Annotated in this window: 27 protein-coding genes; 17 read left to right on the forward strand and 10 right to left on the reverse strand. The window is 67.2% G+C overall.

Annotation, left to right across the window (positions count from 1 at the left end):
* Positions 1–14 precede the first annotated feature (14 nt).
* The gene (locus BLA15945_RS15315) at positions 15–1004 is read left to right on the forward strand and encodes a zinc-dependent alcohol dehydrogenase family protein (protein ID WP_174992806.1); all 990 of its coding nucleotides are present in this window, start codon (positions 15–17) and stop codon (positions 1002–1004) included.
* 32 nt (positions 1005–1036) lie between these two features.
* On the opposite strand, the gene BLA15945_RS15320 is transcribed toward BLA15945_RS15315, so the two are convergent.
* Positions 1037–1930: an SDR family oxidoreductase gene (locus BLA15945_RS15320; protein WP_174992807.1), complete on the reverse strand. Its 894-nt coding sequence runs from the start codon at positions 1928–1930 to the stop codon at positions 1037–1039.
* A 95-nt stretch (positions 1931–2025) separates the two neighbouring features.
* Here BLA15945_RS15320 and BLA15945_RS15325 point away from each other — a divergent pair, with 95 nt between their 5' ends.
* From BLA15945_RS15325 to BLA15945_RS15335, 3 genes are all read left to right on the forward strand, one after another.
* On the forward strand, positions 2026–2883 hold the full coding sequence (locus BLA15945_RS15325; RefSeq protein ID WP_174992808.1) for a helix-turn-helix transcriptional regulator: 858 nt from the start codon (positions 2026–2028) through the stop codon (positions 2881–2883).
* Positions 2884–3066: 183 nt separating this feature from the next.
* Entirely contained in the window at positions 3067–4296 is a 1230-nt protein-coding gene (locus tag BLA15945_RS15330; RefSeq protein WP_174992809.1) for a cyanate transporter, read from the forward strand.
* A gap of 141 nt (positions 4297–4437) precedes the next feature.
* Positions 4438–5208 carry an ABC transporter substrate-binding protein gene (locus BLA15945_RS15335; protein ID WP_059240794.1) on the forward strand — a complete coding sequence of 257 codons (771 nt, stop codon included), beginning with the start codon at positions 4438–4440 and terminating at the stop codon, positions 5206–5208.
* A 78-nt stretch (positions 5209–5286) separates the two neighbouring features.
* Here BLA15945_RS15335 and BLA15945_RS15340 read toward each other — a convergent pair whose 3' ends face one another.
* On the reverse strand, positions 5287–5673 hold the full coding sequence (locus BLA15945_RS15340; RefSeq protein ID WP_059237511.1) for a hypothetical protein: 387 nt from the start codon (positions 5671–5673) through the stop codon (positions 5287–5289).
* Between the two features lie 302 nt (positions 5674–5975).
* On the opposite strand from BLA15945_RS15340, the gene BLA15945_RS15345 reads away from it, so the two are divergent.
* The 5 genes from BLA15945_RS15345 (at position 5976) to BLA15945_RS15365 (ending at position 9652) form a co-directional block, all read left to right on the forward strand.
* Positions 5976–6695 (forward strand): SDR family oxidoreductase, encoded by a 720-nt coding sequence (locus BLA15945_RS15345; RefSeq protein ID WP_174992810.1) that lies wholly within the window; start codon positions 5976–5978, stop codon positions 6693–6695.
* A gap of 73 nt (positions 6696–6768) precedes the next feature.
* Positions 6769–7290, forward strand: coding sequence for a GNAT family N-acetyltransferase (locus BLA15945_RS15350; protein WP_059237512.1), 522 nt, complete (start codon positions 6769–6771; stop codon positions 7288–7290).
* Between the two features lie 263 nt (positions 7291–7553).
* A complete protein-coding gene (locus tag BLA15945_RS15355) occupies positions 7554–7748 on the forward strand; it encodes an antibiotic biosynthesis monooxygenase (protein ID WP_217468154.1) in 195 nt (64 codons plus the stop codon).
* Positions 7749–8084: 336 nt separating this feature from the next.
* Positions 8085–8378 carry a hypothetical protein gene (locus tag BLA15945_RS15360; RefSeq protein ID WP_174992811.1) on the forward strand — a complete coding sequence of 98 codons (294 nt, stop codon included), beginning with the start codon at positions 8085–8087 and terminating at the stop codon, positions 8376–8378.
* A 326-nt stretch (positions 8379–8704) separates the two neighbouring features.
* Positions 8705–9652: a GlxA family transcriptional regulator gene (locus tag BLA15945_RS15365; RefSeq protein WP_174992812.1), complete on the forward strand. Its 948-nt coding sequence runs from the start codon at positions 8705–8707 to the stop codon at positions 9650–9652.
* Between the two features lie 90 nt (positions 9653–9742).
* Here the strand turns inward: BLA15945_RS15365 and BLA15945_RS15370 are convergent, their stop codons facing one another.
* From BLA15945_RS15370 to BLA15945_RS15380, 3 genes are all read right to left on the reverse strand, one after another.
* The gene (locus BLA15945_RS15370; protein WP_174992813.1) at positions 9743–10225 is read right to left on the reverse strand and encodes a YybH family protein; all 483 of its coding nucleotides are present in this window, start codon (positions 10223–10225) and stop codon (positions 9743–9745) included.
* Between the two features lie 124 nt (positions 10226–10349).
* Complete coding sequence (locus BLA15945_RS15375) at positions 10350–11204, reverse strand: DJ-1/PfpI family protein (protein ID WP_059237515.1); 855 nt, start codon at positions 11202–11204, stop codon at positions 10350–10352.
* 153 nt (positions 11205–11357) lie between these two features.
* The gene (locus tag BLA15945_RS15380) at positions 11358–12104 is read right to left on the reverse strand and encodes an SDR family oxidoreductase (protein WP_174992814.1); all 747 of its coding nucleotides are present in this window, start codon (positions 12102–12104) and stop codon (positions 11358–11360) included.
* A 237-nt stretch (positions 12105–12341) separates the two neighbouring features.
* Here BLA15945_RS15380 and BLA15945_RS15385 point away from each other — a divergent pair, with 237 nt between their 5' ends.
* Positions 12342–13427 (forward strand): DUF1176 domain-containing protein, encoded by a 1086-nt coding sequence (locus tag BLA15945_RS15385; RefSeq protein WP_174992815.1) that lies wholly within the window; start codon positions 12342–12344, stop codon positions 13425–13427.
* Positions 13428–13567: 140 nt separating this feature from the next.
* Here BLA15945_RS15385 and BLA15945_RS15390 read toward each other — a convergent pair whose 3' ends face one another.
* The 5 genes from BLA15945_RS15390 to BLA15945_RS15410 form a co-directional block, all read right to left on the reverse strand.
* Positions 13568–15028 carry an amidohydrolase family protein gene (locus BLA15945_RS15390; RefSeq protein ID WP_174992816.1) on the reverse strand — a complete coding sequence of 487 codons (1461 nt, stop codon included), beginning with the start codon at positions 15026–15028 and terminating at the stop codon, positions 13568–13570.
* Between the two features lie 102 nt (positions 15029–15130).
* Positions 15131–16609, reverse strand: a complete 1479-nt coding sequence (locus tag BLA15945_RS15395) for a sodium:solute symporter family protein (RefSeq protein ID WP_174992817.1) — start codon at positions 16607–16609, stop codon at positions 15131–15133.
* Positions 16606–16818, reverse strand: a complete 213-nt coding sequence (locus BLA15945_RS15400) for a DUF3311 domain-containing protein (protein WP_174992818.1) — start codon at positions 16816–16818, stop codon at positions 16606–16608. Before BLA15945_RS15400 ends, BLA15945_RS15395 begins: the two co-directional genes overlap by 4 nt.
* Positions 16819–16857: 39 nt before the next feature.
* Positions 16858–17982, reverse strand: coding sequence for a porin (locus tag BLA15945_RS15405; RefSeq protein ID WP_155627294.1), 1125 nt, complete (start codon positions 17980–17982; stop codon positions 16858–16860).
* Between the two features lie 302 nt (positions 17983–18284).
* On the reverse strand, positions 18285–19181 hold the full coding sequence (locus BLA15945_RS15410; RefSeq protein ID WP_059237521.1) for an IclR family transcriptional regulator: 897 nt from the start codon (positions 19179–19181) through the stop codon (positions 18285–18287).
* A gap of 294 nt (positions 19182–19475) precedes the next feature.
* On the opposite strand from BLA15945_RS15410, the gene BLA15945_RS15415 reads away from it, so the two are divergent.
* The 7 genes from BLA15945_RS15415 to BLA15945_RS15445 are packed head-to-tail and all read left to right on the forward strand — an operon-like array spanning position 19476 to position 26297.
* Positions 19476–20558 carry an ABC transporter ATP-binding protein gene (locus tag BLA15945_RS15415; RefSeq protein WP_174992819.1) on the forward strand — a complete coding sequence of 361 codons (1083 nt, stop codon included), beginning with the start codon at positions 19476–19478 and terminating at the stop codon, positions 20556–20558.
* Positions 20559–21542 carry an ABC transporter permease gene (locus BLA15945_RS15420; RefSeq protein WP_174992820.1) on the forward strand — a complete coding sequence of 328 codons (984 nt, stop codon included), beginning with the start codon at positions 20559–20561 and terminating at the stop codon, positions 21540–21542.
* Positions 21539–22333, forward strand: coding sequence for an ABC transporter permease (locus BLA15945_RS15425; RefSeq protein ID WP_174992821.1), 795 nt, complete (start codon positions 21539–21541; stop codon positions 22331–22333). The genes BLA15945_RS15420 and BLA15945_RS15425 overlap by 4 nt, the downstream gene beginning before the upstream one ends.
* Positions 22333–22680: a (2Fe-2S)-binding protein gene (locus BLA15945_RS15430; protein ID WP_174992822.1), complete on the forward strand. Its 348-nt coding sequence runs from the start codon at positions 22333–22335 to the stop codon at positions 22678–22680. The genes BLA15945_RS15425 and BLA15945_RS15430 overlap by 1 nt, the downstream gene beginning before the upstream one ends.
* Positions 22677–24110 (forward strand): FAD/NAD(P)-dependent oxidoreductase, encoded by a 1434-nt coding sequence (locus BLA15945_RS15435; RefSeq protein ID WP_174992823.1) that lies wholly within the window; start codon positions 22677–22679, stop codon positions 24108–24110. Before BLA15945_RS15430 ends, BLA15945_RS15435 begins: the two co-directional genes overlap by 4 nt.
* Positions 24103–25254 carry an NAD(P)/FAD-dependent oxidoreductase gene (locus BLA15945_RS15440; protein ID WP_174992824.1) on the forward strand — a complete coding sequence of 384 codons (1152 nt, stop codon included), beginning with the start codon at positions 24103–24105 and terminating at the stop codon, positions 25252–25254. The genes BLA15945_RS15435 and BLA15945_RS15440 overlap by 8 nt, the downstream gene beginning before the upstream one ends.
* Entirely contained in the window at positions 25251–26297 is a 1047-nt protein-coding gene (locus tag BLA15945_RS15445) for an ABC transporter substrate-binding protein (protein ID WP_059237528.1), read from the forward strand. Before BLA15945_RS15440 ends, BLA15945_RS15445 begins: the two co-directional genes overlap by 4 nt.
* Positions 26298–26325: the final 28 nt, after the last annotated feature.

Here is a 26325-nt window from a genome sequence, read left to right on the forward strand (position 1 = left end):
CGAAGGAGCAATCCATGTCCCGCATCGTTCGTTTCCACCGCATCGGCGGCCCCGACGTCCTGCAGATCGACACCATCGACGTGCCCGCGCCAGGCCCCGACGAGATTCAGCTGCGCGTGAAGGCGATCGGCCTCAATCGCGCGGAAGTCATGTTCCGCAGCGGCGAATACACGTTCATGCCGCGCTTTCCGGCATCGCTCGGCTACGAGGCGTCGGGCGTGGTCGCGGCAGTCGGCCGCAACGTGACGGCATTCGCCGAAGGCGACGCGGTGAGCGTCGTACCGGCGTTCTCGTTTGCCGACTACGGGATGTACGGCGAGGTGGTCAACGTGCCCGCGCACGCCGTGGTCAGGCATCCGGACAGCCTGTCGTTCGAGGAAGCCGCCGCGACGTGGATGATGTTCGTCACGGCCTACGGCGCGCTGATAGAACTCGGCGGACTGAAGCGCGGCGATGCGGTGTTGATCGGCGCAGCGTCGAGCAGCGTCGGGCAGGCGGCGATCCAGGTCGCGAACCACATCGGCGCAGTGCCGATCGCGCTGACGCGCGGCGAATCGAAGCGTCAGGCGTTGCTCGACGCGGGCGCGAAGCACGTGATCGCCGGCAGCCCGGCCGACCTGCCGCAGCAAGTGGCGGAGATCACCGGCGGCACCGGCGCACGCCTCGTGTTCGATCCGGTCGGCGGCCCCGATGCGGCGAACCTGCTGCGCGCGCTGGCCACGAACGGCACGTTCTTCCAGTACGGCGCACTCGATACGCGCGACATCCCGGTGCCGGTGATGGATCTGCTCGCGCGCCACCTGACGCTGCGCGGCTACGAGCTGTTCGAGATCACCGGCGACGCGCAACGGCTCGAGCGCGCGAAGCGCTTCATCGTCGACGGGCTCGCGGCCGGCGCGCTGAAGCCGCTGATCGACCGCACGTTCGCGTTCGACGACATCGCCGACGCGCACCGCTACATGGAAGCCGGTGCGCAGGTCGGCAAGATCGTCGTCACGGTCTGAGCCGTGCGCGGCGGGCGCTGCCCGCCGCCCGCTCAGCTTTCGAAATACCGCGGCCGATCGATGTCGGCCAGCAGCCGCGGCTGCGTCGGCACCCAGTCGAGCAATGCGCGCGTGCGCTCGCTGGTGGCCGGCGCATCCATCCCGGCAAACATCGCGAACCAGCCGAAATGCTCGCCGGCCTCCGCCGGCGACTTCGTGACGACCGGTACGTTCAGCCGCCGGCCGATCACGTCCGCGATCTCGCAAAACCGCACACCGGTATCGTCGACCGCGTGATAGCGCGCGCCGCCCGTCCCGCGTTCGATCGCGAGCCGGTACACACGCGCCGCGTCGAGCCGGTGCACGGCCGGCCAGCGATTGCCGCCGTCGCCGACGACCGCCGAAGCCCCCTTCTCCCTCGCGAATGCAATCAGCCACGGGACGAAACCGTGATCGCCGTCGCCGTGTACGGACGGCGGCAAGCGTACGACCGACGCATGTACGCCGCGCGCTTCCAGCGCGACCGCGGCCGCTTCGGACGCACGCGGATAGGCCGGCGACACCGGCACGTGCGAATCGTCTTCCGTCGCCTCGCGGCCCGGCGCGACGAGCGCCAGCCCCGACGTGACGACCAGCGGCCGCGCCGAACCCGCGAGTACCGCGCCAACCGTCTCGATCGCACGGCGATCGAGTTCGCAGTTCTGCGCGAAGCGCGAGAAGTCGTGATTGAATCCCGTGTGGATCACCGCGTCGGCGGCTTCGGCGCCGCGCGTCAGGCTGCCGAGATCTTCCAGCGACCCGCGATGCACGTCGGCGCCTGCGGCGGCCACCGACGCGGCCGCCGCTTCGGACCGCGCGAGCCCGAGCACCGAGTGCCCGGCGGCAACCAGTTCGGCGACGACGGCCGAGCCGACGAATCCCGACGCTCCCGTAACAAAGACACGCATGTTCAGTACCTCCGGATGAAATGGAGGCTTACTATCTGTCGATGGCCGCTCGCGGTGAAGTCGTGACGGTTTACCGGTAAACGAACTAACAGGATATGGCTGACGCCCCCGACAACCTGCTCGGCGCGTACCTGCGGGACCGCCGCGAGAAACTCGACCCGGCCGCGCTCGGGCTGCCGGCCACCCGCCGCCGCACGCCGGGCCTGCGGCGCGAGGAAGTCGCGCAGCGCGCGCATGTGAGCGCCGCGTGGTACACGTGGCTCGAACAGGGGCGCGGCGGCGCACCGTCGGCCGATGTGCTCGACCGGCTCGCCCGCGCACTGATGCTGAACGAAGCCGAACGCGAACACCTGTTCCTGATCGGCGTCGGCCATCCGCCCGACGTGCGCTATCGCGCGCCGGCCGGTGTAACGCCGCGCCTGCAGCACGTGCTCGATTCGCTCGACGCGAGCCCCGCGATCGTGCGCTCGGCGACGTGGGACGTCGTCGCCTGGAACGACGCGGCGGCCGCCACGCTGACCGACTACGCGACGCTGCCCCCCGCCGCGCGCAACATCCTGCGGCTGATCTTCGTCGACGCGGGCGTGCGCGATGCGCAGTCGAACTGGGAGCGCGTCGCGCGGTTCGCGGTCGGCGCGTTTCGTGCGGACGTCGCGCGCATTGGCGCGACGCAGGCCGTGCAGGCGTTCGTCGACGAGATGCGCGCGACGAGCGCCGAATTCGACACGATGTGGCGCGACCACGACATCCATTCGCATGACGAAAGTACGAAAGAAATCCGCCATCCGCAGGCCGGCCGGATCGCGTTCGACTATTCGGCGTTCTCGGTCACCGGCCGCCCCGACCTGAGCCTCGTGATCTTCACGCCGGCGACGCCGGCCGACCGCGCGCGCATCCGGGCGCTCGTCGCAGCGCGCGACCAGGCCGGTGCGCGGCAGGCGCCGGCTGCATGACCGCACGCGGCGGGCGCCGCCGCCCGCCTCGCCGGCCTTCCCATCCGGCCCCTTCGGCTGCCTTCACCCCATCGCAATCCGCACTGATTCCCAGTCGAATATTTAATTTTCACCTGGCGTAGCGCGCGCTTACCCTTTCGGCATCGCATCACAGGGCCACCGGCCCCTCCCTGGAGCATCCCGATGACCGACCCCGGCACCGCGCAAGCCGTCCACCGCCCGCACGCGGCTTCCGTGTCCTATGGCGCACTCGCGCTGCTGGTACTGGCCGGCCTCAACCTGCGCCCGTTCCTGACCGCGTTCGGCCCCGTGCTCGACGTCGTACGCGCCGACACGGGCCTCGGGTTTCGCGCGGCCGCGCTGCTGACCACGCTGCCGTTCGTGCTGATGGGGGTCGTCGCCGGGGCCGGCGTCGGGCTCGCGCGGCGCTTCGGCGAGCAGCGTGCGCTGACCGCCGCGCTCGCGCTGATCGCCGCCGGCTGCACGGCGCGCCTGTGGACGCACGGCAGCGCGGGGCTGATCGCGACCGCCATCGCCGCCGGCGCGGGTGTCGCGGTAATCCAGGCGCTCGTGCCGGGCCTTGCGAAACGCTGGTTCGTCGACCGGTTGCCGCTCGCGATGGGCCTCTACTCGGCGGCGCTCGTCGGCGGCGGCGCATTCGGCGCGATGGCAAGCCCGTGGCTCGCCGCGCACGGCGGCTGGCATCTCGCGCTCGCCGTATGGGCGGTGCCCGCCCTCGTCACGCTCGCGCTGTGGCGCGCGAAAGCACCGCGCGACACCGTGCAAGCGACGGCCGCGTCGGCGTCGATCACCGCGTTCGTCCGCATCCCGCGCGCATGGCAGCTCGCGCTGTTCTTCGGCCTCAGCAACAGCGGCTATGCGAGCCTCGTCGCGTGGCTGCCGGCGTTCTACCGCAGCGTGGGCATGAGCCCGCAGGCGAGCGGCAACCTGCTCGCGTGGATGGCGCTGTTCCAGGCCACCGGTGCACTGGCGATGCCGATGCTCGCGAAGCGATCGGCCGACCGTCGCGCCGTGCTGTGGCTCACGCAGGCGCTGCAGGCGGTCGGCTTCATCGGATTCGCGACGCTGCCCGCGCTCGCGCCGTGGCTGTGGGTCGCGAGTGTCGGCCTCGGGCTGGGCGGCTTCTTCTCGATGAGCCTGATCGTCACGCTCGACCACCTGCCCGATGCACGACTTGCCGGCGCACTGGCCGCGTTCGTGCAGGGCATCGGCTTCCTGACCGTCGCAGCGAGCCCCTGGTTGATCGGCTGGCTGCGCGACGCGGGCGGCGGCTTCGCGATCGCGTGGTGGATGCATCTCGGCGTGATCGCGTCGACGGCCGCGCTGAACGCCGTGTTCTCGCCCGCCGGCTACCGGAACAGCATGGCGCGCATCGCCGGCGCCGCCCGCTAAACCCCCCTTCGAATCCGGGCGGCCGCCGGCCTTCTCCTGCGACCGCCCCGCCGCCCGCGCATGGCCGGGCGCGGGCCGTCACGCCCAATGGCCGCTTCCCCGCTTCACGACAAACAACATCAACCGGTAATGGAGACAATCATGAAAAAGCTCGTTCTGGCCGCCGCGCTCGCGCTGGCGGCAGGCGCCGCCGCCGCGAAAGACCCGGCGGTGCTGCGCCTCGGCGTCGATCCCAGCTACGCGCCGTTCGAATCGCTCGCGCCCGACGGCAAGCTCGTCGGCTTCGACATCGATCTCGGCAATGCGATCTGCGAACGGATGAAGGTGCGCTGCGTGTGGGTCGAGAACGCGTTCGACGGGATGATCCCGGCGTTGAAGGCACGCAAGTTCGACGGCGTGCTGTCGTCGATGAGCGTGACCGAGAAGCGCCTCGCGCAGATCGCGTTCACCGACAAGATCAACAACGTGCCGCCGCGCCTCGTCGCGCGGCGCGGCGCGAACCTGCAGCCGACGCCGGAGTCGCTGCAGGGGAAGAGTGTCGGCGTCGAACAGGGGACGACGCAGGAAACCTATGCGCGCACCTACTGGGAACCGAAGGGTGTGATCGTCCGCACGTACCAGACGCAGGATCTCGTGTATCAGGATTTGCTGTCGGGCCGGCTCGACGCGTCGTTGCAGTCGTCGGTGCAGGCCGATCTCGGCTTCCTGAAGACCGCGAAGGGTGCGAATTTCGAATTTGCGGGGCCGGCGCTGCATGATCCCAAGACGCTCGGTGTGGGTTCGGCGATCGGCATGCGCAAGGACGACGACGCGCTGCGCACGCAGATCAACCAGGCACTCGCGAGCCTGATTCAGGACGGCACGTATCAGCGAATCGCGAAGAAGTACTTCGCGTTCGACATTTACAACTGACGAACACGGGCAGAAGACGCAAAAGGGCGTCGTGCATTCCTGCGCGACGCCCCTTCTTCGTGTACGGAAAACGGCCGGCTAGGCCACCGCGCGTTGCAGCAAATCCGTTGCGAACGACCGCGCATGCGCGACCGCTTCCTGTGCATCGCCGAAGACGCCGAGCTGATCCCAGTGCTCTTCGGCCGCGTATGTCCCCTTCACGGCGAGCGCCCGCTGAACGCTCAACTGCGCCGCGTATCGGCCATCGTCCAGCGGCCGGGCCGTCGCGACGACCTTGTGCGGCGGGCTGGCGCGCTCCGGCTGAACCAGCTCGACCGCCCCGCCGACGACGCCGAGATTCATCAACTCGTTCCTGGCCTTGCAGTCCGGGCAGTGGAAGCACCACCCCGCGTCGTCCTGATGGGGCTTGACTTGCCCGCGAGCCAGCACGGCGCGACATTCGACGTTTTCGCAGATGAACGGCATCGCAGCGTCTCCGAAGTTGTTTGACGGAAATCCTAGCATGTCCGCCGGCTCTCAACCATCGGCATCCGCATGATTGACGCACCGGAATTCCAGTTCGTCACGATGGCCGGGCGAGGCGCGCACCCACCCCTTTCGCTGCACTGCAATATCGGCGCCTTCCTTTCCTGATCCGGGAAGCGCATTCCCGTTCGTGCCCCATGCATTCTCGGAGAATCGTGCAAGAAATGCGGACTCGCAGGATAACGCCGGCGCCCCCTTCCGCGCGATGCTGACGTCTCTTCACCGTGAACCGAGGAATGAACATGACGAACCACAACATCGAACAGAAAGTGGTCCTGATCACCGGCGCAAGCAGCGGGATCGGCGAAGCCACCGCCCGCTATCTGGGCGAGCGCGGTGCGCGCCTGATGCTCGGCGCACGCCGTACCGAGCGTCTTGCGGACCTGGCCGGCAACATTCGCACCCTGGGCGGCACCGCTTCGTGGCGTGCGCTCGACGTCACGAAGCGCGACGACAACGTCGCGTTCGTCGAAGCCGCGCTCGCCGAGTATGGCCATATCGACGTCATCGTCAACAACGCAGGCGTCATGCCGCTTTCGCCGATGGCGTCGCTGAAAGTCGACGAGTGGGACCGGATGGTCGACGTCAACATCAAGGGCGTGCTGTACGGCATCGCAGCCGCACTGCCGGTGATGAATCGCCAGGGTTTCGGGCAGATCATCAACGTATCGTCGATCGGCGGGTTGCGGGTATCGCCGACGGCCGCCGTCTATTGCGCGACGAAGTATGCGGTGCGCGCAATTTCCGATGGCTTGCGGCAGGAGAACGACAAGCTGCGCGTCACGAGCATCTGCCCCGGTGTCGTGACGTCCGAACTGGCCGACACGATCACGGACCCGACCGCCGCCGACCTGATGGCGAAGTACCGCAGCATTGCGCTCGAACCGGAAGCGATCGCGCAGCCCGCCGATGTCGACGTGAACGAGATCGTCGTGCGCCCGACGGCAACGATCGGCGGCTAGCGGGTAACGACGCGCCGGCCGGATGTCGCTCGCGATACACTGTCTGCCCGACCACCGAAGCGAGAAACCCCCGATGTTGATCCGCGTTGCGACACTGGCCGATGCAGCCCCGCTTGCCGACTTGAAGCGCGATACGTTTCGCGAAACCTTTCTGCAGGACGGCTTCGGCATCAACTATCCGCCGAACGATCTTGCCGCGTACGAGGCGCGCAGCTACTCGGTTGAAACGGTCAGCGAACAGCTCGTCGACCCACAGTGCCGCACGTGGGTCGCCGAAGACGACGACGGTACGCTGGTCGGCTATGCACACGCGGGGCCGTGCAAGCTCCCGCATCCGGAAGTGGCCGACGGTTCGGGCGAGATCCATCAGATCTACCTTCGACGGGGTACGCAGGGAACCGGCGCCGGACGCACGTTGTTCGATGCCGCGCTGGCTTATCTGTCCGACGAACGCCCCGGTCCGGTATGGCTAGGCGTGTGGTCCGGCAACGCGAAGGCCATCGCGTTCTACGAGAAGGCCGGCTTCAGGCAGGTCGGCACGTATGATTTCAAGGTCGGGGAATCGACCGACCTCGAATACATCTACCGTCGCTAATTTCACGGATAGGGGAATCCGCTGCAATCGACGTGAATCGACATGTCCCCGTCGATCGCGGTACCTTGAACCCATGCCGCCTGATCCGGTTTCCCTCGTAACCGTCACGACAACGACAACCATCGGAACTGGGGGGGCGTCGGGAACGCGCGCGCGGTAGTCTTCGCAGTTGCATGTCACCAGCGCCCCGCCGGCAAGCGACGGGGCTCTTTGCGTTTACGGCACCCCGCTTCTTGTCGGAATCACATCAGCCAGGAGTCGCCATGAACGAAGTCGATCGTCAAAACCGGAACAACAAAAACGAGGTGCTGCTCATCATCTCGCGCCGGATCGTGCCCGGAAAGCGTCACGAACAGATCGCCGCGTATGAGCACCTGGCGTCCGTCGTTCGGGCCGAACCCGGTTGTCTTCAATACGACCGTCATCCCGTCGTCGGCGATGAAGACAGGTTGTGCTGATCGAGCGCAGCGCATCGGCTGACGCGCTGGCCGCTCACGAAGTGACGCCCCACATCATCGCCAACGATGCACGGAGCCCGGCGTTCAGGGTTGCATCCGCGACGGTCCTGCGGCTGGCGCCAGACGGCGTCGCATAGGCGAAAAAAAAGGTGCATCGCGGGTTTCCGGTGCGCACCATACATTTGTCCGCGTTCGCCCACGAGCGCGGCACTGGCGCCTCCAATCGATGCGATATTGTTTTGGCGAACCATCACTGTCAGCATACGCAGACTGCCCATAGCGACTGAATTTCAGCGTGGGCACCCGCCGGAAACCGAGTACAGCACCAGGACAATCATGTCGCGACTGAAACGGTGGAAAATTTTCTTCCTGGTGGCCGATCTCCTGCTTCTGATGGTGTCCGCGCCAGTTGCCTTGACGTTCTTCTTTTCAGCGTTCACGGTTCCAAAAGAATTTCCATTCTGGCTTCTCGCGTGTGCTGGCGCCGTCTCTGCGCTCTTGAGCGTCGTCGGCGTTGCTCGCCTCGAAAAACTTTCTCCGTGGTGGCATTCAATGATCACGGTGTTGGCCGCGGGTTTCATCTATCCCGTCATCGCCTTGATGGACGCATTAGGAAAAAACCCGCCTTGAGGATTGGGTAAATCATGCTCATCTTTCGTTTGCCAGTCGGGCAACGCGAAGGCCATCGCGTCCTACGAAAAGGCTGGTTTCAGGCAAGTCGGGGAATCGACCGACCTCGAATACATCTACCGTCGCTGACCTTCGCCGCTGCATGACAACCGCGCCCCGCCGGCAAACGACGGGGCGTTTCGCGTTTACTGCGCGTCGCAACTTGCCGGCTGCGCGGGAACCGATTGCGATGTCAACGACGTATTTCCCTCGTTTCAGGCTGAATGACACGATTTGAGGGTTCTCGCTAAAATACGCCTTCCCGAGTTTCCGGTATCTGCCCTGTCATGCATCGAATTGGATTCTTCGTTTGCCGTGGCTACGATGCGCTTGACCTTGGCGGGCCACTGTCGGCCTTTAATCAGGTAACCACGGCTGCCGGTCATACGCCCTATGACCTTCATGTCATCTCGCAATCCGGCGGCCCGATTCCCGGCAATACCGGCCTTTCGATCGACACGAAGCCAATGGGAAGGCGCACGTTCGACACGGTCGTTTTCGTGGGCGGTGATATCGAGCCGATGCAGACACCGGAAAACGTCGCCGCTGCCCGAAAACTGGCCGCCAGGGCCTCACGGGTCGCCAGCGTGTGTACGGGAGCGTTCCTGCTCGCGGAAACCGGCTCGCTGGACGGACTGAGAGCAGCGACGCACTGGCGATACGCTGCGCTGATGCAGTCGCGCTTCCCTCGCATCAAAGTCGACGGCGACAGTATCTATGTCGTGGATGGCCACGTCTGGACATCGGCAGGCATCGCCTCCGGAATCGACCTGGCGCTCGGCATCATCGAAAAAGACCTGGGGGCGGAAATTGCGCGCGCCGTCTCCCGGCTTCTGGTCGTGCCGTATCGTCGACCCGGCGGGCAGTCGCAATTCTCCGCGATGTCGCAGATGGAACCGGAATCGGATCGCATCCGCATCGCGCTGAATTTTGCGAGGGAACATCTGGCGGAAGCGTTGCCGGTCGAACGACTCGCGGATGCCGCACGATTGAGCGTGCGACAGTTCGGACGCGCGTTTCGCCGGGAAACCGGCGAAACGCCTGCGAAGGCGGTCGAACGCTTGCGCGTCGAAGCCGCGAGGCTGCGGCTGCAGGGTGGCAGCGAACCGATCGAACAGATTGCGCTGGCGGTGGGGTTCACCGATCCGGAGCGGATGCGGCGAGCCTTCATCAAACTGCATGGGCACCCGCCGCAGGCGATTCGGCGCGAGAGCAGATCGAACCCAGCACGCTGATCGCCCTCGACGATCGGCGTGCTGCGTGATCGACGTCCCGCTAACGGACTATTGGCGCGTGGGCCAGTGACGCGCCGTGCCGCCGGACGCTCATTGGCCGCCGGTCTTGACGGGCGCGTAATCGTTCCACATGTCGCGATGCAGTTTCCACGCGCCGTCCTGTTTCAGAAAGACGAGAATCTGCTTCGCGCGGATCAGGCGCTTTCCATCGTGATCGCGCACCTCCGCATCCGATACCTCCGTCACTTCCCGGTCATTACCGTAAAACTCGTAATTGCTGAACGATACGGTGCCGGGTTTCGATCCGGCATACCCGTTGGCGAAATACTCGGTGATCGCACGGCGCCCCGTGACCTTGTCGCCGCCGAGCGGCAAGAGCGCGCCGTCGTCGGTATAGAGTCGGCCGAGCGCCTCATAATCCCCGCGCGCAAAGGCATCGGCCCATCGCGCGTTTTCGGCCTTGATGGCCGCTTCGGGCGGACGTTGCGAACCGCCGGCAACAGCCGGCGCCGTGAAGGCGAAAAAGGACACGCAGGCCGCAAGCGCGGCAGTACAAAGACGGATCTGTTGCATCGAGTGATTTCCGGTTGTGGCTTGAATTGAAGCGGGTGCCCGAGCGGGCAGGCGGCGCAGGCAGCGTCGCCTGCGGCCTTCATCGAGGCCGGCGGATGGCCTCGCACACGTGGGCTGAAGACGTTCAGCGCACGCCGGGGATTCGTGCGAGCCCCCTGGATGCGCCGGGCAGTTCCTTGTCGACCATCGCGATCACTTCCGGCCGCGCGTCCCTCGGATGACCGGAATGGAACGGCGGAGCGGGATCGTATTCGATCACGAGTTGCGTGAACTCGGCGGCCTGTTGGCCGCGCAGTTTCGCTGCCACGCGAAGCGCGAAGTCGATGCCCGCCGTCACGCCGCCGCCGCTCATGAAGCGGCCGTTGTCGTCTTCGACGAAGCGATCCGGAACGGGAATGGCGCCATATTCGGACAGCTTGTTGACGAACGCCCAGTGACAGGCGCTGCGCTTGCCCTTGAGCACGCCCGTCGCGGCGAGCACGAGCGATCCGTTGCACACCGACGTCACGTGTTTCGCGCTTTGTGCCAGGCGCCGGATCTGCGCCTGGTACGCCGGTTGCATCGGCACGCTCAGATCGGATCCGCCGGGAACGAGAATCACGTCGGTCTTCTCGATATCGGCCAACCGTTCGGTATTGCCATACACGACGCCGAATTCGAGCGTCACGTTGCCGCCATTGAGGCTCGCGTAACGAACGTGCGTATTCGGCAACCGGTGGAAAATCTCGCTCGGGCCGGCAAAGTCGAGCAGCGTCCCCCCGTCGTAATTGACGATCAGAATATCGAGGGGGTCGTTCGGGGCAAGCATGGCATCGCTGCCTGCCTGCGCAAGCGCGGGCGTCGCGTGCCCGAGCAAGGCCCCGCCGCCCAGCATGGCGCCGAGCGTGGCGACGCTTCCAAGCTTGAGCATGTCGCGGCGCGAACGACCTGCCCGGTTGAGTGGCGTGGCGGATGCGTGGTTATCGCTACTGTCGGTCAAGATGATTTCTCCTTGCACTTCGGCCCCCTCTGCGAGCGCAACCAGGCCGGGCCGGATTGAACCACCGCCACGACGAAAGGCATGGCGGACGTGAAGTCGGGATGTGGACGAGCCGCGACGACGTGCCGGGCTCCGGATGCATGAACTGCAGGCTTAAAGCTGCGACGCTCCGCCGTCGACGACCAGTTCGGTGCCGACGACATAGGAGGATTCGTCACTGGCGAGATAGAGGGCCGCGTTGGCGATGTCCTCGGCCTTGCCCATGCGGCCCACCGGAATCGCTTCGGCGAACTCGGCCTTGCGGTCGCGCACCCATTCGTCGGGCATGCCCCACCGGGAGAGCAGCGGCGTGTCGATCGCACCGGGGGCGATCGCGTTGAAGCGGATCTTCCGGCCGAGAAACTCGTAGGACCAGCTGCGCGCGAGCGATCGCACGGCAGCCTTCGCGGCCGCGGTCAACGAGATGCCATGCTTGCCGGTCTGCGCGACGAACGAGGTATTGAGGATCACGGACGAACCTTCCCGCAAGTCCGGCAGCACCGCCTGCAGCGTGAACACCACGCCCTTGACGTTGATGTCCATGATCTCGCCATAAAGTGCGTCGTCGATGTCGTTGACCGCGGACGGGAATGCCCAGCCCGCATTGGCGAACACGATATCCAGGCCGCCGAATTTCGCGTTGACCTCGGCGGCAATCGCCCGCATGTCCTCGAGCGAACGGACGTCGCCCTTGAGGACGATCGCGTTCTCGCCAAGCTCGGCCTTCACATGCTCGAACACGGCCTCGTCGCGGCCGGTAACCGCTACCCGGGCGCCCTCTGCGATGAACAGCTTCGCCGTTGCGAGGCCGATGCCGCTCGTGCCCCCCGTAATCAACGCTGACTTGTTCTTGAGCCTCATCTTCCGTTCCTTTTCATGTCGTGAATGGATCAGGCCGAACGTTCACAACGCAATCGCGTTTGTGCGCTGTCCAGGCTTGATCTGCCACTGAAGTATGGAACGTGAGGCAAATGGCTCAAAGGTCGTATAACCCTCGAAAAACGCCACCCGATTCGAATGGACGCCGCATCGACCTGCTTCATCTCCGGTACGCCACTTGCGTTACGATGCGCTTCATCCTCAACTCCGCAGCAGGACATGAGCACTCGTTCCATCAAGGCACGCGCCGCATTCATGGTTTTTATCGCGATTGCAACTGTCCCGCTCGTCGCCGTCGCAACACCGCCTCGGGAAGGCAACTCACCGAGCTACGACACCTACAAATCGTGGCTGGTCGCCTGCGACAACGGACTGACCTGCGAGGCGAAGGGTTTCGCGAGCGGCGGCGAAGCCCGCGCGGACTTGCGCTTCATTCGCTCGGCCGGGCCAAACGGCTCGCTCGAAGCACGTCTCTATATCGAAACCAACGCGAGTATCGATCCGGATGAGCTGCGTGTTGACGGGGCGCCGCTGCGGCTGGACGCGTCGGCCTGGAACGTGAACACCGACCTTGCCAACAACCTGGCGACTTTGTCGGTCACGCAGCCTGCGGCCGTCGCCGCATTCGTGTCACGACTTCGCAACGGCACGAAGCTTCAGGTCGGCTCGGATGCAGGCGCCTATGTTCCCCTCGACGGCATGGTCGCCGCCCTCTTGCGCATCGATGACCGGCAGGGACGTATCGGCGGTGTGACCGCATTGATCCGCAAAGGCCCTGCACCCGCCTCCCAAGTCCCGCTCGCACCGTCGCTGCCGCTCGTACCGACACGGAAGATCACTTCGCGGCTATCCGGGCAGGAGGAACAGAACCTGATCGCGCGCACGAAACGTGTCCGGGACGCCAGCAGCTGCGAAGAGAATGCGTCAACGCATCTCGAAGAGGCCGCGTATGCCCTCGACGCACGCAAGGCGCTGGTTTTCCTTCCCTGCATTCAAGGCGCGTACCAGGGATCGTCGAACGTGTTCGTCGCCCCGCGCACGGGTGGCGGCGCACCGGAGCCCGTCAAGCTGAACGATGCTGCGGAGGGCACTTCGGACGCGTTGCTGTTCGAACCGAACTTTGATCCGGCTACCGGCACCCTGTCGACTTTCGGCAAAGGGCGCGGGCTGGCCGATTGCGGCTTTCGGACCGAATGGATCTGGGATGGCCACGCGTTTCAGATGTCGTCGGCAGCCCGGCAAGAAACGTGTGGCGGCGTTGCGCCGGGTGACTGGCCCACCCTCTATCGGTCGCGAAAGAAGTAAGGCAGTAATCGCCTTCGATGACGGGCGCGGCCGAACTGGCGACCGCCAGACCGGCCCCGTATCGACCTACGGCCGCCCGATTGCGCTGCGGCCGCCGCATGCCGGATCCGGCGATACGCCAGCCGCGCCGGCGTGACCGCTCAGTAGTGGCTGCGCCCCCACAGCGTCTTCGGCTCGTCGAGCAGATGACGCAAGCCGCTGCGCTCGATCATCGTTTCCGCAACTTCGTTCACGCGCTCGAGAATCTCGCCTTCATCCACCGACAGCACGCGACGGTCCTCCATCAGCACCCTGCCGCCGACCATCGTCATGCACACGTCGGCCGCGTTCGCGAAGCACGTCACGCGATACACGGGCATGTTCATCGGCATCATGTGCGGCCGGAACAGGTCGACGAGAATGATGTCCGCGAGCTTGCCGGTTTCGAGCGAACCGATTTCGTGATCGACCGACAGCGCCTTCGCCGCATCGATCGTCACCATCTCCAGCACCTTGCCGTGCGGCAGCACGTCCGGATCACGGAAATGCCGACGGTGATAGTGCATGCACTGCCACATGTGGCGGAACATGTCGTAGCCGCGATCGGGCGCCGCGCCGTCCGACGCGATCGCCACCGTCACGCCCGCGTCGATCAGCTCGGGCACCGGGCAGCGCCCGATGATCGACATGATCGCGCTCGGGTTGTGGATGATCGCGGTGCCCGTCTCCACGCATGCCGCGATGTCGTCGTCGGTCAGGTCGATGCTGTGCGACATGAACGACGTCGGCCCGAGCAGCCCCAGCTCGCGATGCGCGAACGCGAGCGTGCCCGCGCGGTGGCCATCCTGCGTGAACGTCAGCCCGCGCCCGCGCGCAAGCGCACCGTAGCGCGCGGCCTGGTCGCGGAAGTCGCGCTCGTACTGCGCAAGTTCCGGGTCGTGCTCGGGACCGTACACGGGCAGCGTCAGCGCGATCCGGATCCGGCCGTCGGCATCGCCGTGGCATTCGTCGACGATGCGCTCGCACACGTCGTACATCGTGTCGAAACCGATGTCCCGCGTCTCGCTGCCGTCCGGCGTGTGGCGCGTGTACGCGCGCGGCGCGGGCGGACGCGACGGGCCGACCGCGACGATCGAGCGCGTACCGGTGCGCACGACTGCGTCGCAATGGCGTCGCGCATAGACCGGATCGTCGACGCGCATGATCGAATTGCCGCCGCCGAGCAGCGACACGCCGGTCGTCACGCCGGCCTTCAGCCGTTCGAGCGCGGCGAGATGCGATTCGGTTTCCCAGAATGCCTCGTCCGACGCGCGCGTGTAGATCGTCTCGGCCGCGGCCGACCATGCATCGCCGTCCGCGCCGCCAATCGTGCGCAGCATCGCGTGGCCCGCGTGCGCATGCGCATCGATCAGGCCCGGCAGCACGGCCTTGCGGCGTGCGTCGATCGTGCGCGTCGCACGGTAGCGCGCCTGCAGTTCTTCGGTGCTGCCGACGGCGACGATGCGATCGCCCTCCACGGCAACCGCGCCGTTCTCGATCACGCGCCGCTGCGGGTCCATCGCGATCACGCAGCCGTTCGCGATCAGCGTGTCGATCGCTACGCGCTTGTCTTCGGTCGTCATGACGTGTAGTCCTGTTGTCGTTCGATTGAGCGGGGCGCCGTTTCGCGGTCAGGCCGCCGGGCGGCTGCCCGGCGGCCTGACCGCGAAACGGCGAAGCAACTGTCACGCGGAGCGCACCGGCGCCGCGACACGGGCCTTCAGCTTGCGCTGCACCGTGCTGATCGCGATGAACACCACCGCGTTCACGGCGAGCGCGACGAGCCCGGGGTTGATCGACGTGAACGTGCTCGACGCGCCGGGGAACAGCGACGCGAGCGTCACGCCGTAGTAGTTGGTCATCGCGATCACGATCGCACCGGCGACGATGCCCGCGAACGCGCCCTCGCGCGTGCCGAACGGCCGCTTCAGGAAGCTCGATGCGAGCATCGGCACGAGCTGCGTGAGCAGGCTCGACGAGAAGATCGCGAGCGTCACGAAGGTTGCGCCGCCGCGCAGCACGAAGTAGACGACCACCAGCGTGAAGATCGGCAGCGCGATCCGCGCAACGCGCGTCACTTCGCGGTCGGTCGCATTCGGCGCGAAGCCTTCGCGATAGATGTTGCGCGCGATCGTCGTCGATGCGTTCAGCATGATCAGCGAGCCCGGCACCAGCGCGGTCAGCAGGCCCGTGCCGCCGACGACGCCGACGAACCATGCGGGGAACGTCTGCTTCACGAGGCGCAGCAGCGCGAGATCGGTCTGCGCGCCTTCGAGCCCGTGCACCGTCATCACGGCCGCGAAGCCGACGAGGAACAGGAACGCGATCAGCACCTGGTACAACGGCATCAGGATCACGTTGCGGCGCAGCGCGCGCTCGTCCTTCGCGACGTAGATCGCGGTGAAGCCGTGCGGATACAGGTAGTAGCCGAGCGACGTGAGCAGGATCGTCGAGTTGTACCAGCTCAGGTTGAAGCCGTGCTCGGGCATGCGCAGCAGCTCGGGATGCGCGGCATCGATCTTCGCGAACATCTCGCCGAGGCCGCCGTAGTAATGCATCGGCAGGTACAGGCCGAGGAAGATCGCGATCGCGAGGATCAGCACGTCCTTGAAGATCGCGATGCTCGCCGAGCCGTGAATGCCCGACACGACCATGTACACGGCCATCAGCGTCGCGGCGATCCAGATCGCGGCCGATTGCGGAATCAGCCCGTACGACATCTCCGACACGATCACGCCGAGCCCGCGCAGCTGGATCATCAGCAGCGACACCATCGCGAACACCGCGACGATCGACACCAGCACGCCGATCGCGCGGCTGTCGTACTTCGACGCGAAGTAATCGGCGAACGACACGAGGCCGCGCTCCTTCGCGTAGCGCCAGATCGCCGGCAGCATCCAGTAGCCGATCACGAACGCGAGGCAGCCGTACGACAGGATGTAGAACGCCGGCACGCCCTTGCTGTAGGTCCAGCCGCTCGCGCCGAGGAACGAGAACGTCGAGAACGCCTCGCCGGCCATCAGCAGGAACGTGAGCAGCGAGCCGAAGCCGCGCCCGCCGACCGCCCACTGTTCGAGCGTGAGCTTGCGGCCGCGGCGCGCCATCACGCCGATCGCCAGCGCGAATACGGCGAACGCCGCGATGATGATGATCGAAGCGTTCATCGCGCGTCTCCCGTGCGGCCGTTGCGGTCCGCGTCGCGCTCGTCGAGATGGAACAGGATCGCGAGGATCACGGCAGTCGCCGCCATCCAGATCAGGTTCCAGACGAGCAGGAACGGCAGCCCGAACAGCAGCGGACGTGCGTCGGCGAGCGAGCCGCCTGCATACATCCCGACGAACGGCAGCGCCGCCAGCAACAGTTTGAATTTCATGTGAGTCTCCTCCGGAAGACGCGCGAACGCGTCAGGACATCAGAACTTCGTGCGGATACCGGCCACCACCGCCACTTGCGACGTCGTCGACGACGGGCCGTCGGCGCCCTCGATCCACGCGTTGCCCACCGACGACGACGCCTTCTGGTAGAAGCCGTTCACGTACAAGTCAGTGCGCTTGGACAGCAGGTACTGCACGCCGGCCGACACCTGCTGATAGTGTCCGCTGTCGCCGCTGCGCGCGACCTTCGTATACGTGTAGCCGCCGGCCGCCATCAGTGCGGGCGTGATCATGTAGCGCAGGCTGCCTTCGTAGTTGTTGAAGCGCAGCGCGCCGCCCGTCGCCTGCCCGAAATTCGAGCCCGTATACAGCAGGCCGAGCGTCGCCGGCCCGATTGCGTAGCTGGCGCCCGCACCCCAGATCTGCTGGCGCACCGCGCTCGACAGGCCGGCGCCGAACACCGATGCCGACGCGGGAAAATAATTGTCCGACGCGACGGCGCCCGTCGCGCTGCTCGCCGGATGGTTCACGCGCGTGTAGGCAGCGCCCGCGTTGAGCGGCCCGTTCACGTACGTGACGCCCGCGCTCCAGGTGTTGTCGTTCGCGAAGCCGGTCGAGTTCGAGAACCCGTACATCAGGTTCGCCTGCAGGCCGGCGATCGTCGGCGAGATGTACTTGACCGCGTTGTTGGTGCGGAACGTGTTGTTGATGTCGTCGTTGTCGAACGGGTGTGTCGAGTACTGCGCGAGGAAGCTGCTCATCTGCAGCGAACCGAGGATGTCCTGCGTCGAGTTGTACTGGCGGCCGAGCGTCACCGCGCCCCAGTTCGCGCCGCTCAGGCCGACCCATGCCGACCGGCCGAACATCCGGCCGCCCTGCCCGAGCGCGCCGTTCGCGACGTTGAAGCCGTTTTCGAGCCTGAAGTTCGCCTTCAGGCCGCCGCCGAGATCCTCGGACCCGATCAAGCCCCAGCGCGGGCCCGACTCGTTGCCGCCCGTGAACTGCCACAGCGAGTGGCCCTTCGCGTTGTTCGTATAAGTCACGCCCGCATCGACGATCCCGTACAGCGTCACCGTCGACTGCGCGTGCGCGGCGCCGGCGAACAGCATTGCGACCGCGGCGCCCAGTGCGGCGCCCGTCTTCCCACCCATCATTCGCACCATCTCCATCATCTCCTCTCCAAACCTGCTCATCGATGTTGTGTTTTATTGATCCTGCCCATACGCGCCGGTCGGCTTGTCTAAGCTTGGCTGGATGGTATCCAGCCGTAACCGCATCAAGAAATGAAATGTTCAACTGGCCATCAGTTGAAAATCGAATGAGGGCGATGAAGGGGAAAATGCGCGGGGGTCAAGCGACCCCGCAAGAGAAACGAAAGCACGCAGGCCGGCTGGACGCGGTGCGTTTTGATCTGACGTGAATGACTTGCGTAAGCAAGCTGACGAAATGGCGACGCGCGACGCCGCTATACGGTTTTCCCTGATAGCCCGTGCATCGGCCGCCGCAACGCGGCGTCGAACGGGTTGGTGCGTGGCCCGATCGCGTCGGCCTGGCGCCGCAGCAACTCGACGACCATTGGCATCCGGTCGTCGCCGAGGCGCGACGCGAGCGTGCCGACACTCAATGCGCCGACCGGATAACCGGTGCGATCGAGGATCGGCACCGCGACGCCGGCCATCCCGTCGAGCACGCCGCTGTTGCGTCCCGCGTAGCCGAGCTGCCGCACGCGTTCGATCTCGGTGCGCAGGTACACCTCGTCGAGCACGCCGTAACCGCGGATGCGCGGCACGTTGAAGCGGATCACTTCCTCGCGCTCGGCTTCGGGCAGGAACGCGAGGATCGCGAGGCTGCCTTGCCCGACGCCGAGCGCGATGCGCCCGCCGATGTCGCCGGTAAACGAGCGGATCGGGAACGGCCCTTCGCACAGGTCGAGACACACGGCGTCGAAGCCGCTCTTCACCAGCAGGAAGATCGTCTCGCCGAGGCTTGCGCACAGCCGCAGCAGCGCGGGACGGCACAGCGTGCGCATGCTGCTCGGGTTGCCGGCCTGCGCGGCAAGCGCGAAGAAATCGACACTCAGCCGGTACAGCTTCGACTGCTCGTCCTGCTCGACCATCCCTTCGGCGATCAGCGATTGCAGGATCCGGTGTGCGGTGCCCTGCGTGAGGCCGACGGCCTTCGCGAGATGCGTGACGCGCACGCCGTCCTGCTGCATGCCGGCCAGTGCGCGCAGGATCGCGAACGCGCGCTGCAGCATGCCGGTGCCCGGTGCGCCAGCCGCATCGGTCGCATCGGCGGCGTCCTCGCCCGCGCGCGGCGCGCGTGCGGCCGGCGACGTTCCGGTCGAATGGGGTTCCTGCATGCCGGCTCTCCTCGATGATTTCGTTGAACGGAATACGGTCACCGCCATTGTCGTCCGGCCGAAATCTCGCGGGCATCCGGGTGTGCACGGGATTGACGCGGCTGTTTCGCGGCCTGAACGCCCTTCACCCAACGGAACGATTTGCACGCGATTCCTCCGTCCGTTCCGTTTATCGGAATTTTTCCAAAATTCCTCCCGTTGAGCAGAATTCGAAATTGACGCTCCGAAATATGGCTGGCTAGAGTCCGCCACATCGGTACACCGGCCACGCGGTGTGCGAACCCGGAGCTTCCCATGTCGTTTCTCACGCTTACGGATCTGACGAAAACCTTCGGCGAGCTCACCGCCGTCGCCGACGTCAACCTGTCGGTCGAACAAGGCGAATTCGTGTCGCTGCTCGGGCCGTCCGGCTGCGGCAAGACCACCACGCTGCAGATGATCGCGGGCTTCGTCGACGTCACGCGCGGCCGCATCGCGCTCGACGGGCAGGACATCACGCACCTGAAGCCGAACCGGCGCGGGCTCGGCATCGTGTTCCAGAGCTATGCCCTGTTTCCGCACATGAGCGTCGCCGAGAACGTCGGCTTCGGCCTCGACATGCGCGGCGTCGACAAGGCCGAGCGCGCCGAGCGCATCCGCGCGGCCCTCGCGCTCGTGCGTCTCGACGCGCTCGCGCACCGCTTCCCGCGCGAGCTGTCGGGCGGCCAGCGGCAGCGCGTCGCGATCGCGCGCGCGGTCGTGATCGAGCCGCCGGTGCTGCTGCTCGACGAACCGATGTCGAACCTCGACGCGAAGCTGCGCGAGGACATGCAGTTCGAGCTGCGCGCGATCCAGCGCAAGATCGGCACGACGACGATCATGGTCACGCACGATCAGTCGGAAGCGTTGTCGATCAGCGACCGCGTGGTCGTGATGGAAGCCGGCCGCATCACGCAGACCGATACGCCGTACCGTGCGTACGAGCGCCCGGAAAACCGCTTCGTGTCGCAGTTCATCGGCAAGGCGAACCTGCTGCCCGGCACGGTCGTCGCGCACGACGGCGACGCGATCCGCATCGACCTCGGGCACGACCTCGCCGAGACGGGCCGTACCGCGCACCTGCCGCCGCGCGAGCGCGACGTGTGCGTCGGCGATGCGGTGTCGGTCTGCATCCGTCCGGAAAAGCTGCGGCTGTGCGCGCCCGATGCGGGCCGCTTCGCCGCGACCGTCACGAGCCGCTTCTTCCTCGGCAGCCAGTGGCTGTACCGCGTCGACAGCGCGCTCGGCGAAGTGCTCGTGTGCTGCCAGAACGAAGGGGCGGAGCCGCTCGCGGAAGGCGCGCCGGTCGGGATCGACTGGCACAGCGACGCGGTGCGCGTGATGCGCCGGGAGGCCTGAATGGGACAGCCTACCCGCCCGCTCCCGGCCGACGGCGCGCCGGCCGCGCTCGCGCAGCCGGCCGCGGTTTCCGCCGGTGCCGTGCCGGCACGCGCCGCCGCCGCGCACCCGATGCGCGCGACGTGGCGCGCCCATGCGCCGCTGTGGCTGATGTGCGCCCCCGCGTTCGCGCTGTTCGCCGCGCTCGTGCTCGTGCCGCTCGCGATGACGTTCATGCTGACGTTCTACCGCTTCGACCCGGCCACCGGCCCGATCGCCGCGTTCCAGTTCGGCAACTACGCGGAAGTGCTCGGCTCGTCGTACTTCCACACGATCTTCGCGCGCACGTTCGGCATCGCCGCGCTGACGACCGCGATCTGCGTCGCGATCGGCACGCCGGAAGCGTACGTGCTGTCGAAAATGCGCGACCCGTGGCGCTCGCTGTTCCTGCTCGCGATCCTCGCGCCGCTGCTGGTGTCGGTCGTCGTGCGCGCATTCGGCTGGAGCATGCTGCTGAACACGAGCGGGCTCGTGAACCAGGCGCTCGGGCTCGCCGGCCTCGGGCCGTACAAGCTCGAATACACGACCTTCGCGATCGTGATCGCGCTGGTGCACGTGATGCTGCCGTTCATGGTGATCCCCGTGTGGACCGCGTTGCAGCGGCTCGATCCGCAGACCGAGCATGCCGCGCTGTCGCTCGGCGCATCGCCGTTCACGACGCTGCGCCGCATCGTGCTGCCGCAGCTGATGCCGGGCGTGCTGTCGGGCAGCCTGATGGTGTTCGGGCTGTCGGCGAGCGCGTTCGCGATTCCGGGCCTGCTCGGCGGACGCCGGCTGAAGGTCGCGGCCACGGCCGTCTACGACGAATTCCTCGGCTCGCTGAACTGGCCGCTCGGCGCGACGATCGCGGTGCTGCTGCTGGTCGCGAACCTCGTCGTGATGCTCACCTATTACCGCGTGCTCGAACGCCGCTACGCACGCAGCCTCGGAGGCGCATCGCGATGAGAAAGAACGGCCCCTTTGCCCTCGCCTTCCACACGCTCGTGATCCTGTTCGTGCTCGCGCCGCTCGTGATCGTCGTGCTCGTCGCGTTCACGCCCGACGAAACGCTGACGCTGCCGACCCACGGGCTGTCGCTGCGCTGGTTCCGCGCGATCCTCGACTACCCCGACTTCGTCACCGCGTTCTTCAACAGCGTGAAGCTCGCGTTCGCGTCGGCGACGCTGTCGCTCGCGATCGCGCTGCCGGCGGGCCTCGCCATCGGCCGCGCGACGTTTCCCGGCCGCGCGTTCCTGAACGGGCTGCTGCTGTCGCCGCTCGTGATTCCCGGCCTCGTGCTCGGCATCGCGCTGCTGCGCTTCTTCGCGCTGATCGGCGCCACCGGCTCGTTCGCGTGGCTCGTGCTCGCGCACATGATCGTCATCACGCCGTTCGTGATGCGGCTCGTGCTCGCGTCCGTCGCGGGCCTCGATCGCAGCATCGAGCAGGCTGCGTGCTCGCTCGGCGCGGACCCGTGGACCACCTTCCGCCGCATCACGCTGCCGATGATCGTGCCCGGCATCACGGGCGGCTGGCTGCTCGCGTTCATCAACAGCTTCGACGAACTGACGATGTCGATCTTCGTCACGTCGCCACAGACGGTCACGCTGCCGGTGCGCATGTACATGTACGCGACCGAATCGATCGACCCGATGATGGCGTCGGTGTCGGCGCTCGTCATCTTCATCACCGCCGGCGCGATGCTGCTGCTCGATCGCGTGTACGGCCTGAACCGCATCCTGATCGGCCAACACTGATGACGACTTCCGCTTCCCGCTCCACCGGCATCGCGAACGACGGCGCGCAGTTCGTGCGCGTCGCCGAACGCGAACGCGCCGTCGTCGCGTTCACGCTCGACGGCCACCCGGCGCAGGCGCTCGCCGGCGACACCGTGCTCACCGCGATTCTCGTCGCGCAGCGCCGCGTGCGCGTGAGCGAATTCAGCGGCCAGCCGCGCGCGGGCTTCTGCCTGATCGGCGCGTGCCAGGACTGCTGGGTGCGCACCGAGGCCGGTGCACGCCTGCGCGCATGCACGACAGCGATCGCCGAAGGCATGCGGATTCTCACGGCCGCCCGGCCGACGACAACCGGAGACGCGTCATGAGCACCGGACTGCAACCGGCGATCGTCGGCGCGGGCCCGGCCGGCGTGCGCGCGGCCGAAGCGCTGGTCGACGCGGGGCTGCGCCCCGTCGTGATCGACGAGAACGCGCGCTGGGGCGGACAGATCTACCGGCAACCGCCGGCCGACGGCGCGTTCGCGCGCGGCAAGCGCACGCTGTACGGCTTCGAGGCCGCGAAGGCCGACGCCGTGCACCGGACGATGGCCGCGCTGCTGCCGCATGTCGACTACCGGCCGAACACGCTCGCGTGGTCATGCGGCGCAGGCCGCGTCGATACGCTGCAGGACGGCCGCGAAGTGACGGTGCCGTACTCGCACCTGATCATCGCGAGCGGCGCGACCGACCGCATGCTGCCCGTGCCGGGCTGGACGCTCGCGGGCGTCTATACGCTCGGCGGCGCGCAGGTCGCGCTGAAGGCGCAGGGCTGCGCCATCGGCCGGCGCATCGTGTTCGCGGGCACGGGCCCGCTGCTTTACCTCGTCGCCTACCAGTATGCGAAGGCCGGCGCGCAGGTCGCGGCCGTGCTCGACACGAGCCCGCTGCGCCGCCAGGCCGCCGCCGCGCCCGCGCTGCTGCGCATGCCGTCGACCTTCGCGAAGGGGCTCTACTACATCGGCTGGCTGCGCACCCATGGCGTCGCAATCGAAACGGGCGTCACGCTCGAGCACGTGCTCGGCGACCAGCACGTCACCGGGATCGCATGGCGCGCTGCCGGTGACGACGCACGGCCGCGCCTGCTCGACTGCGACGCGCTCGGCCTCGGCTTCGGCCTGCGCTCCGAAACGCAGCTCGCCGATCTCGCCGGCTGCCGGTTCGGGTTCGACCCGCTCAATCGCACGTGGCTGCCCGAGCGCGACGCGGCCGGCCGCACGTCGGTGCGCGGCCTTTACGTCGCAGGCGACGGCGCGGGCATCGCGGGCGCCGACGCGGCCGAAGCGTCGGGCCGGCGGGCAGCGCTCGCGTTGCTCGACGACGCCGGCATCGCGTCGCCCGCGCCATCCGGCAAACCCGATGCGGCGGCGCTCGAACGCACGCTCGCGCGCGTCGGCGCCTTCCGCGCGGGCCTCGAAGCGGCGTTCGCGCCGCCGGTCGAGCAGGCCGCGCGCTGCCCCGACGACACGATCGTGTGCCGCTGCGAGGAGATCGACGCGGGCACGCTGCGTCGCTGTGTCCGCGACGGTGCCGCGACCGAGCTGAACCGGCTGAAAGCGCTGACGCGCGTCGGAATGGGCCGCTGCCAGGGCCGCATGTGCGGCGACGCCGCCGCGCTCGTGCTGGCCGCTGAAACCGGCCGTCCGCTCGCCGATGCCGGCCGGTTGCGTGCGCAACCGCCCGTGAAGCCGTTCCCGATCTCGGCCGCGCTCGCGGGCGACGATGTCGCGACGATTCCCGACGAGGCGCGCGATGAGTGAGATCCGGCATTACGACGTCGCGATCGTCGGCGGCGGCCTCGTCGGCGCGTCGGCGGCACTCGCGCTGACGCGACGCGGCTTGCGCGTCGGGCTGTTCGAGCGGCGCGACTGCGGCGCGCAGGCGAGCGGCGTGAACTACGGCGGCGTGCGCTGCCAGGGCCGGCCGGCCGAGCAATTGCCGCTCGCGCTGCGTGCGCGGCGCATCTGGGACCGCCTGCCCGAACTGATCGGCATCGACGGCGAATTCGTCGTGTCGGGCCACCTTCGGCTCGCGCGCAGCGACGCCGATCTCGACGCGCTCGACGCCTACGCCGCGCTCGCCGGCGAACACGGCTTGCCGCTACAGGTGATGCGCGGCGATGCGTTCCGGCGCCGCTATCCGTGGCTCGGCCGCGCGGCGCTCGGCGGCTCGCTGTGCGAGACCGACGGTCACGCCAACCCGCGCCTCGTGTCGCCCGCGTTCGCGCGCGCGGCCCGCGCGGCGGGCGCGGACGTGTTCGAGCACACGCCCGTCGACGACGTTCACCACGACGGCACGCACTTTCACGTTCAGTCAGGCGGCCGCGCCTGCACCGCGACGTGGCTGATCAACTCGGCCGGCGCGTGGGCGAACACGATCGCCGGGCGCTTCGGCGAAGCCGTGCCGATGGAGCCGATCTATCCGAACATGTGGGTGACCGAACCGCTGCCGCCGTTCATCGCGCACAACCTCGGCGTCTACGGTGGCGGCGTGTATGCGCGGCAGGTTGCGCGCGGCAACTGCGTGATCGGCGGCGGGCGCGGCCGCGGCGACGGCGAATTCGGCCAGCCGTCGGTCGATACGACGCGCGCGGTGATGCGCGACGCGTGCGCGCTGCTGCCCGCGCTGCGCGATGCGCTGCTGATCCGCACGTGGAGCGGCGTCGAAGGCTGCACGCCCGACCACAACCCGATCATCGGCACGAGCCGCACGACGCCGCGCCTGCTGCATGCGTTCGGCTTTTCCGGCGGCGGATTCCTGCTCGCGCCGGGTGTCGGCGACGTGCTCGCCGATCTCGTCACGACCGGCGAAACCGCCACGCCACTCGATGCATTCTCGATCGGCCGCTTCGTCCGCGAAGCTGGGCCGGCCGCCCCTTTCCGTCAAGAGGAGACCCAACGATGAAACTGCTCGGAACGATCGCGGCGGCCGCCGCGCTCTGCATCGCAGGCGCCGGCGCGCCCGCGTTCGCGCAAACGAAGACGATCTACGTCGGCATGAACGGCGGCCCGATGGAGAAGGCGTACACGAGCCAGGTGCTGCCCGACTTCGAGAAAGCGAACAACGTGAAGGTGGTCGTCGTGCCCGGCACGTCGTCGGACGTGCTCGCGAAGCTGCTCGCGAACCGCAACAAGCCGCAGATCCACGTCGCGTTCCTCGACGACGGCGTGATGGCGCGCGCGGTCAGCCTCGGCGTGTGCCAGAAGCTCGACGATACGCCGGTGCTGAAGGAGCTGTACCCGTTCGCGCGGATGAAGGACGACATCGGCGCGGGCGTGCAGCTCGGGATGACCGGCATCGCATACAACAAGAAGCTGTTCGCCGAGAAAGGCTGGACGCCGCCGACGTCGTGGATGGATTTCGCCGATCCGAAATACAAGGGCAAGGTCGTGTTCCAGTCGGCGTCAAGCAGCACGTTCGGGCTGCACGGCTTCCTCGCGATCAACCGGCTGCTCGGCGGCAACGAGCAGAACGTCGAGCCCGGCTTCAGCAAGTGGGCGAGCACGGTCGGGCCGAACGTCGTCGAGTACATCCCGAACTCGGCGAAGATCTCGGAGATGGTGCAGACCGGCGAGGCCGGCCTGTTCCCGCTCACGCCCACGGGTGTCGGCGACCTGCAGGACAAGGGCATCCCCGTCGCGTATGCGAACCCGAAGGAAGGCCCCGTGCTGCTGCTCGTCGACCTGTGCGTGGTCGCGAACAATCCCGATCCGCAGCTCGCGCAAAAGCTCGCGCAGTTCCTGCTGTCGGCGCCCGCTCAGACGAAGGCCGCCGAGGCCGGCAAGCAGATCCCGACCAACCGGCTCGCGAAGATGCCCGCGGCGATGCAGCAGAGCCTCGGCAATGTCGACGATCTCGTGCGCAAGGTGACGGTGGTCGACTGGACCGCGATCAACGCGCGCCGCGCGCAGTGGGATACGCGCTGGAACCGGCAGATCGAGCGCTGATCCCGCACGGGCACCGGCACCGGCACGG

This window comes from Burkholderia arboris (assembly GCF_902499125.1).
Classification (GTDB): domain Bacteria; phylum Pseudomonadota; class Gammaproteobacteria; order Burkholderiales; family Burkholderiaceae; genus Burkholderia; species Burkholderia arboris.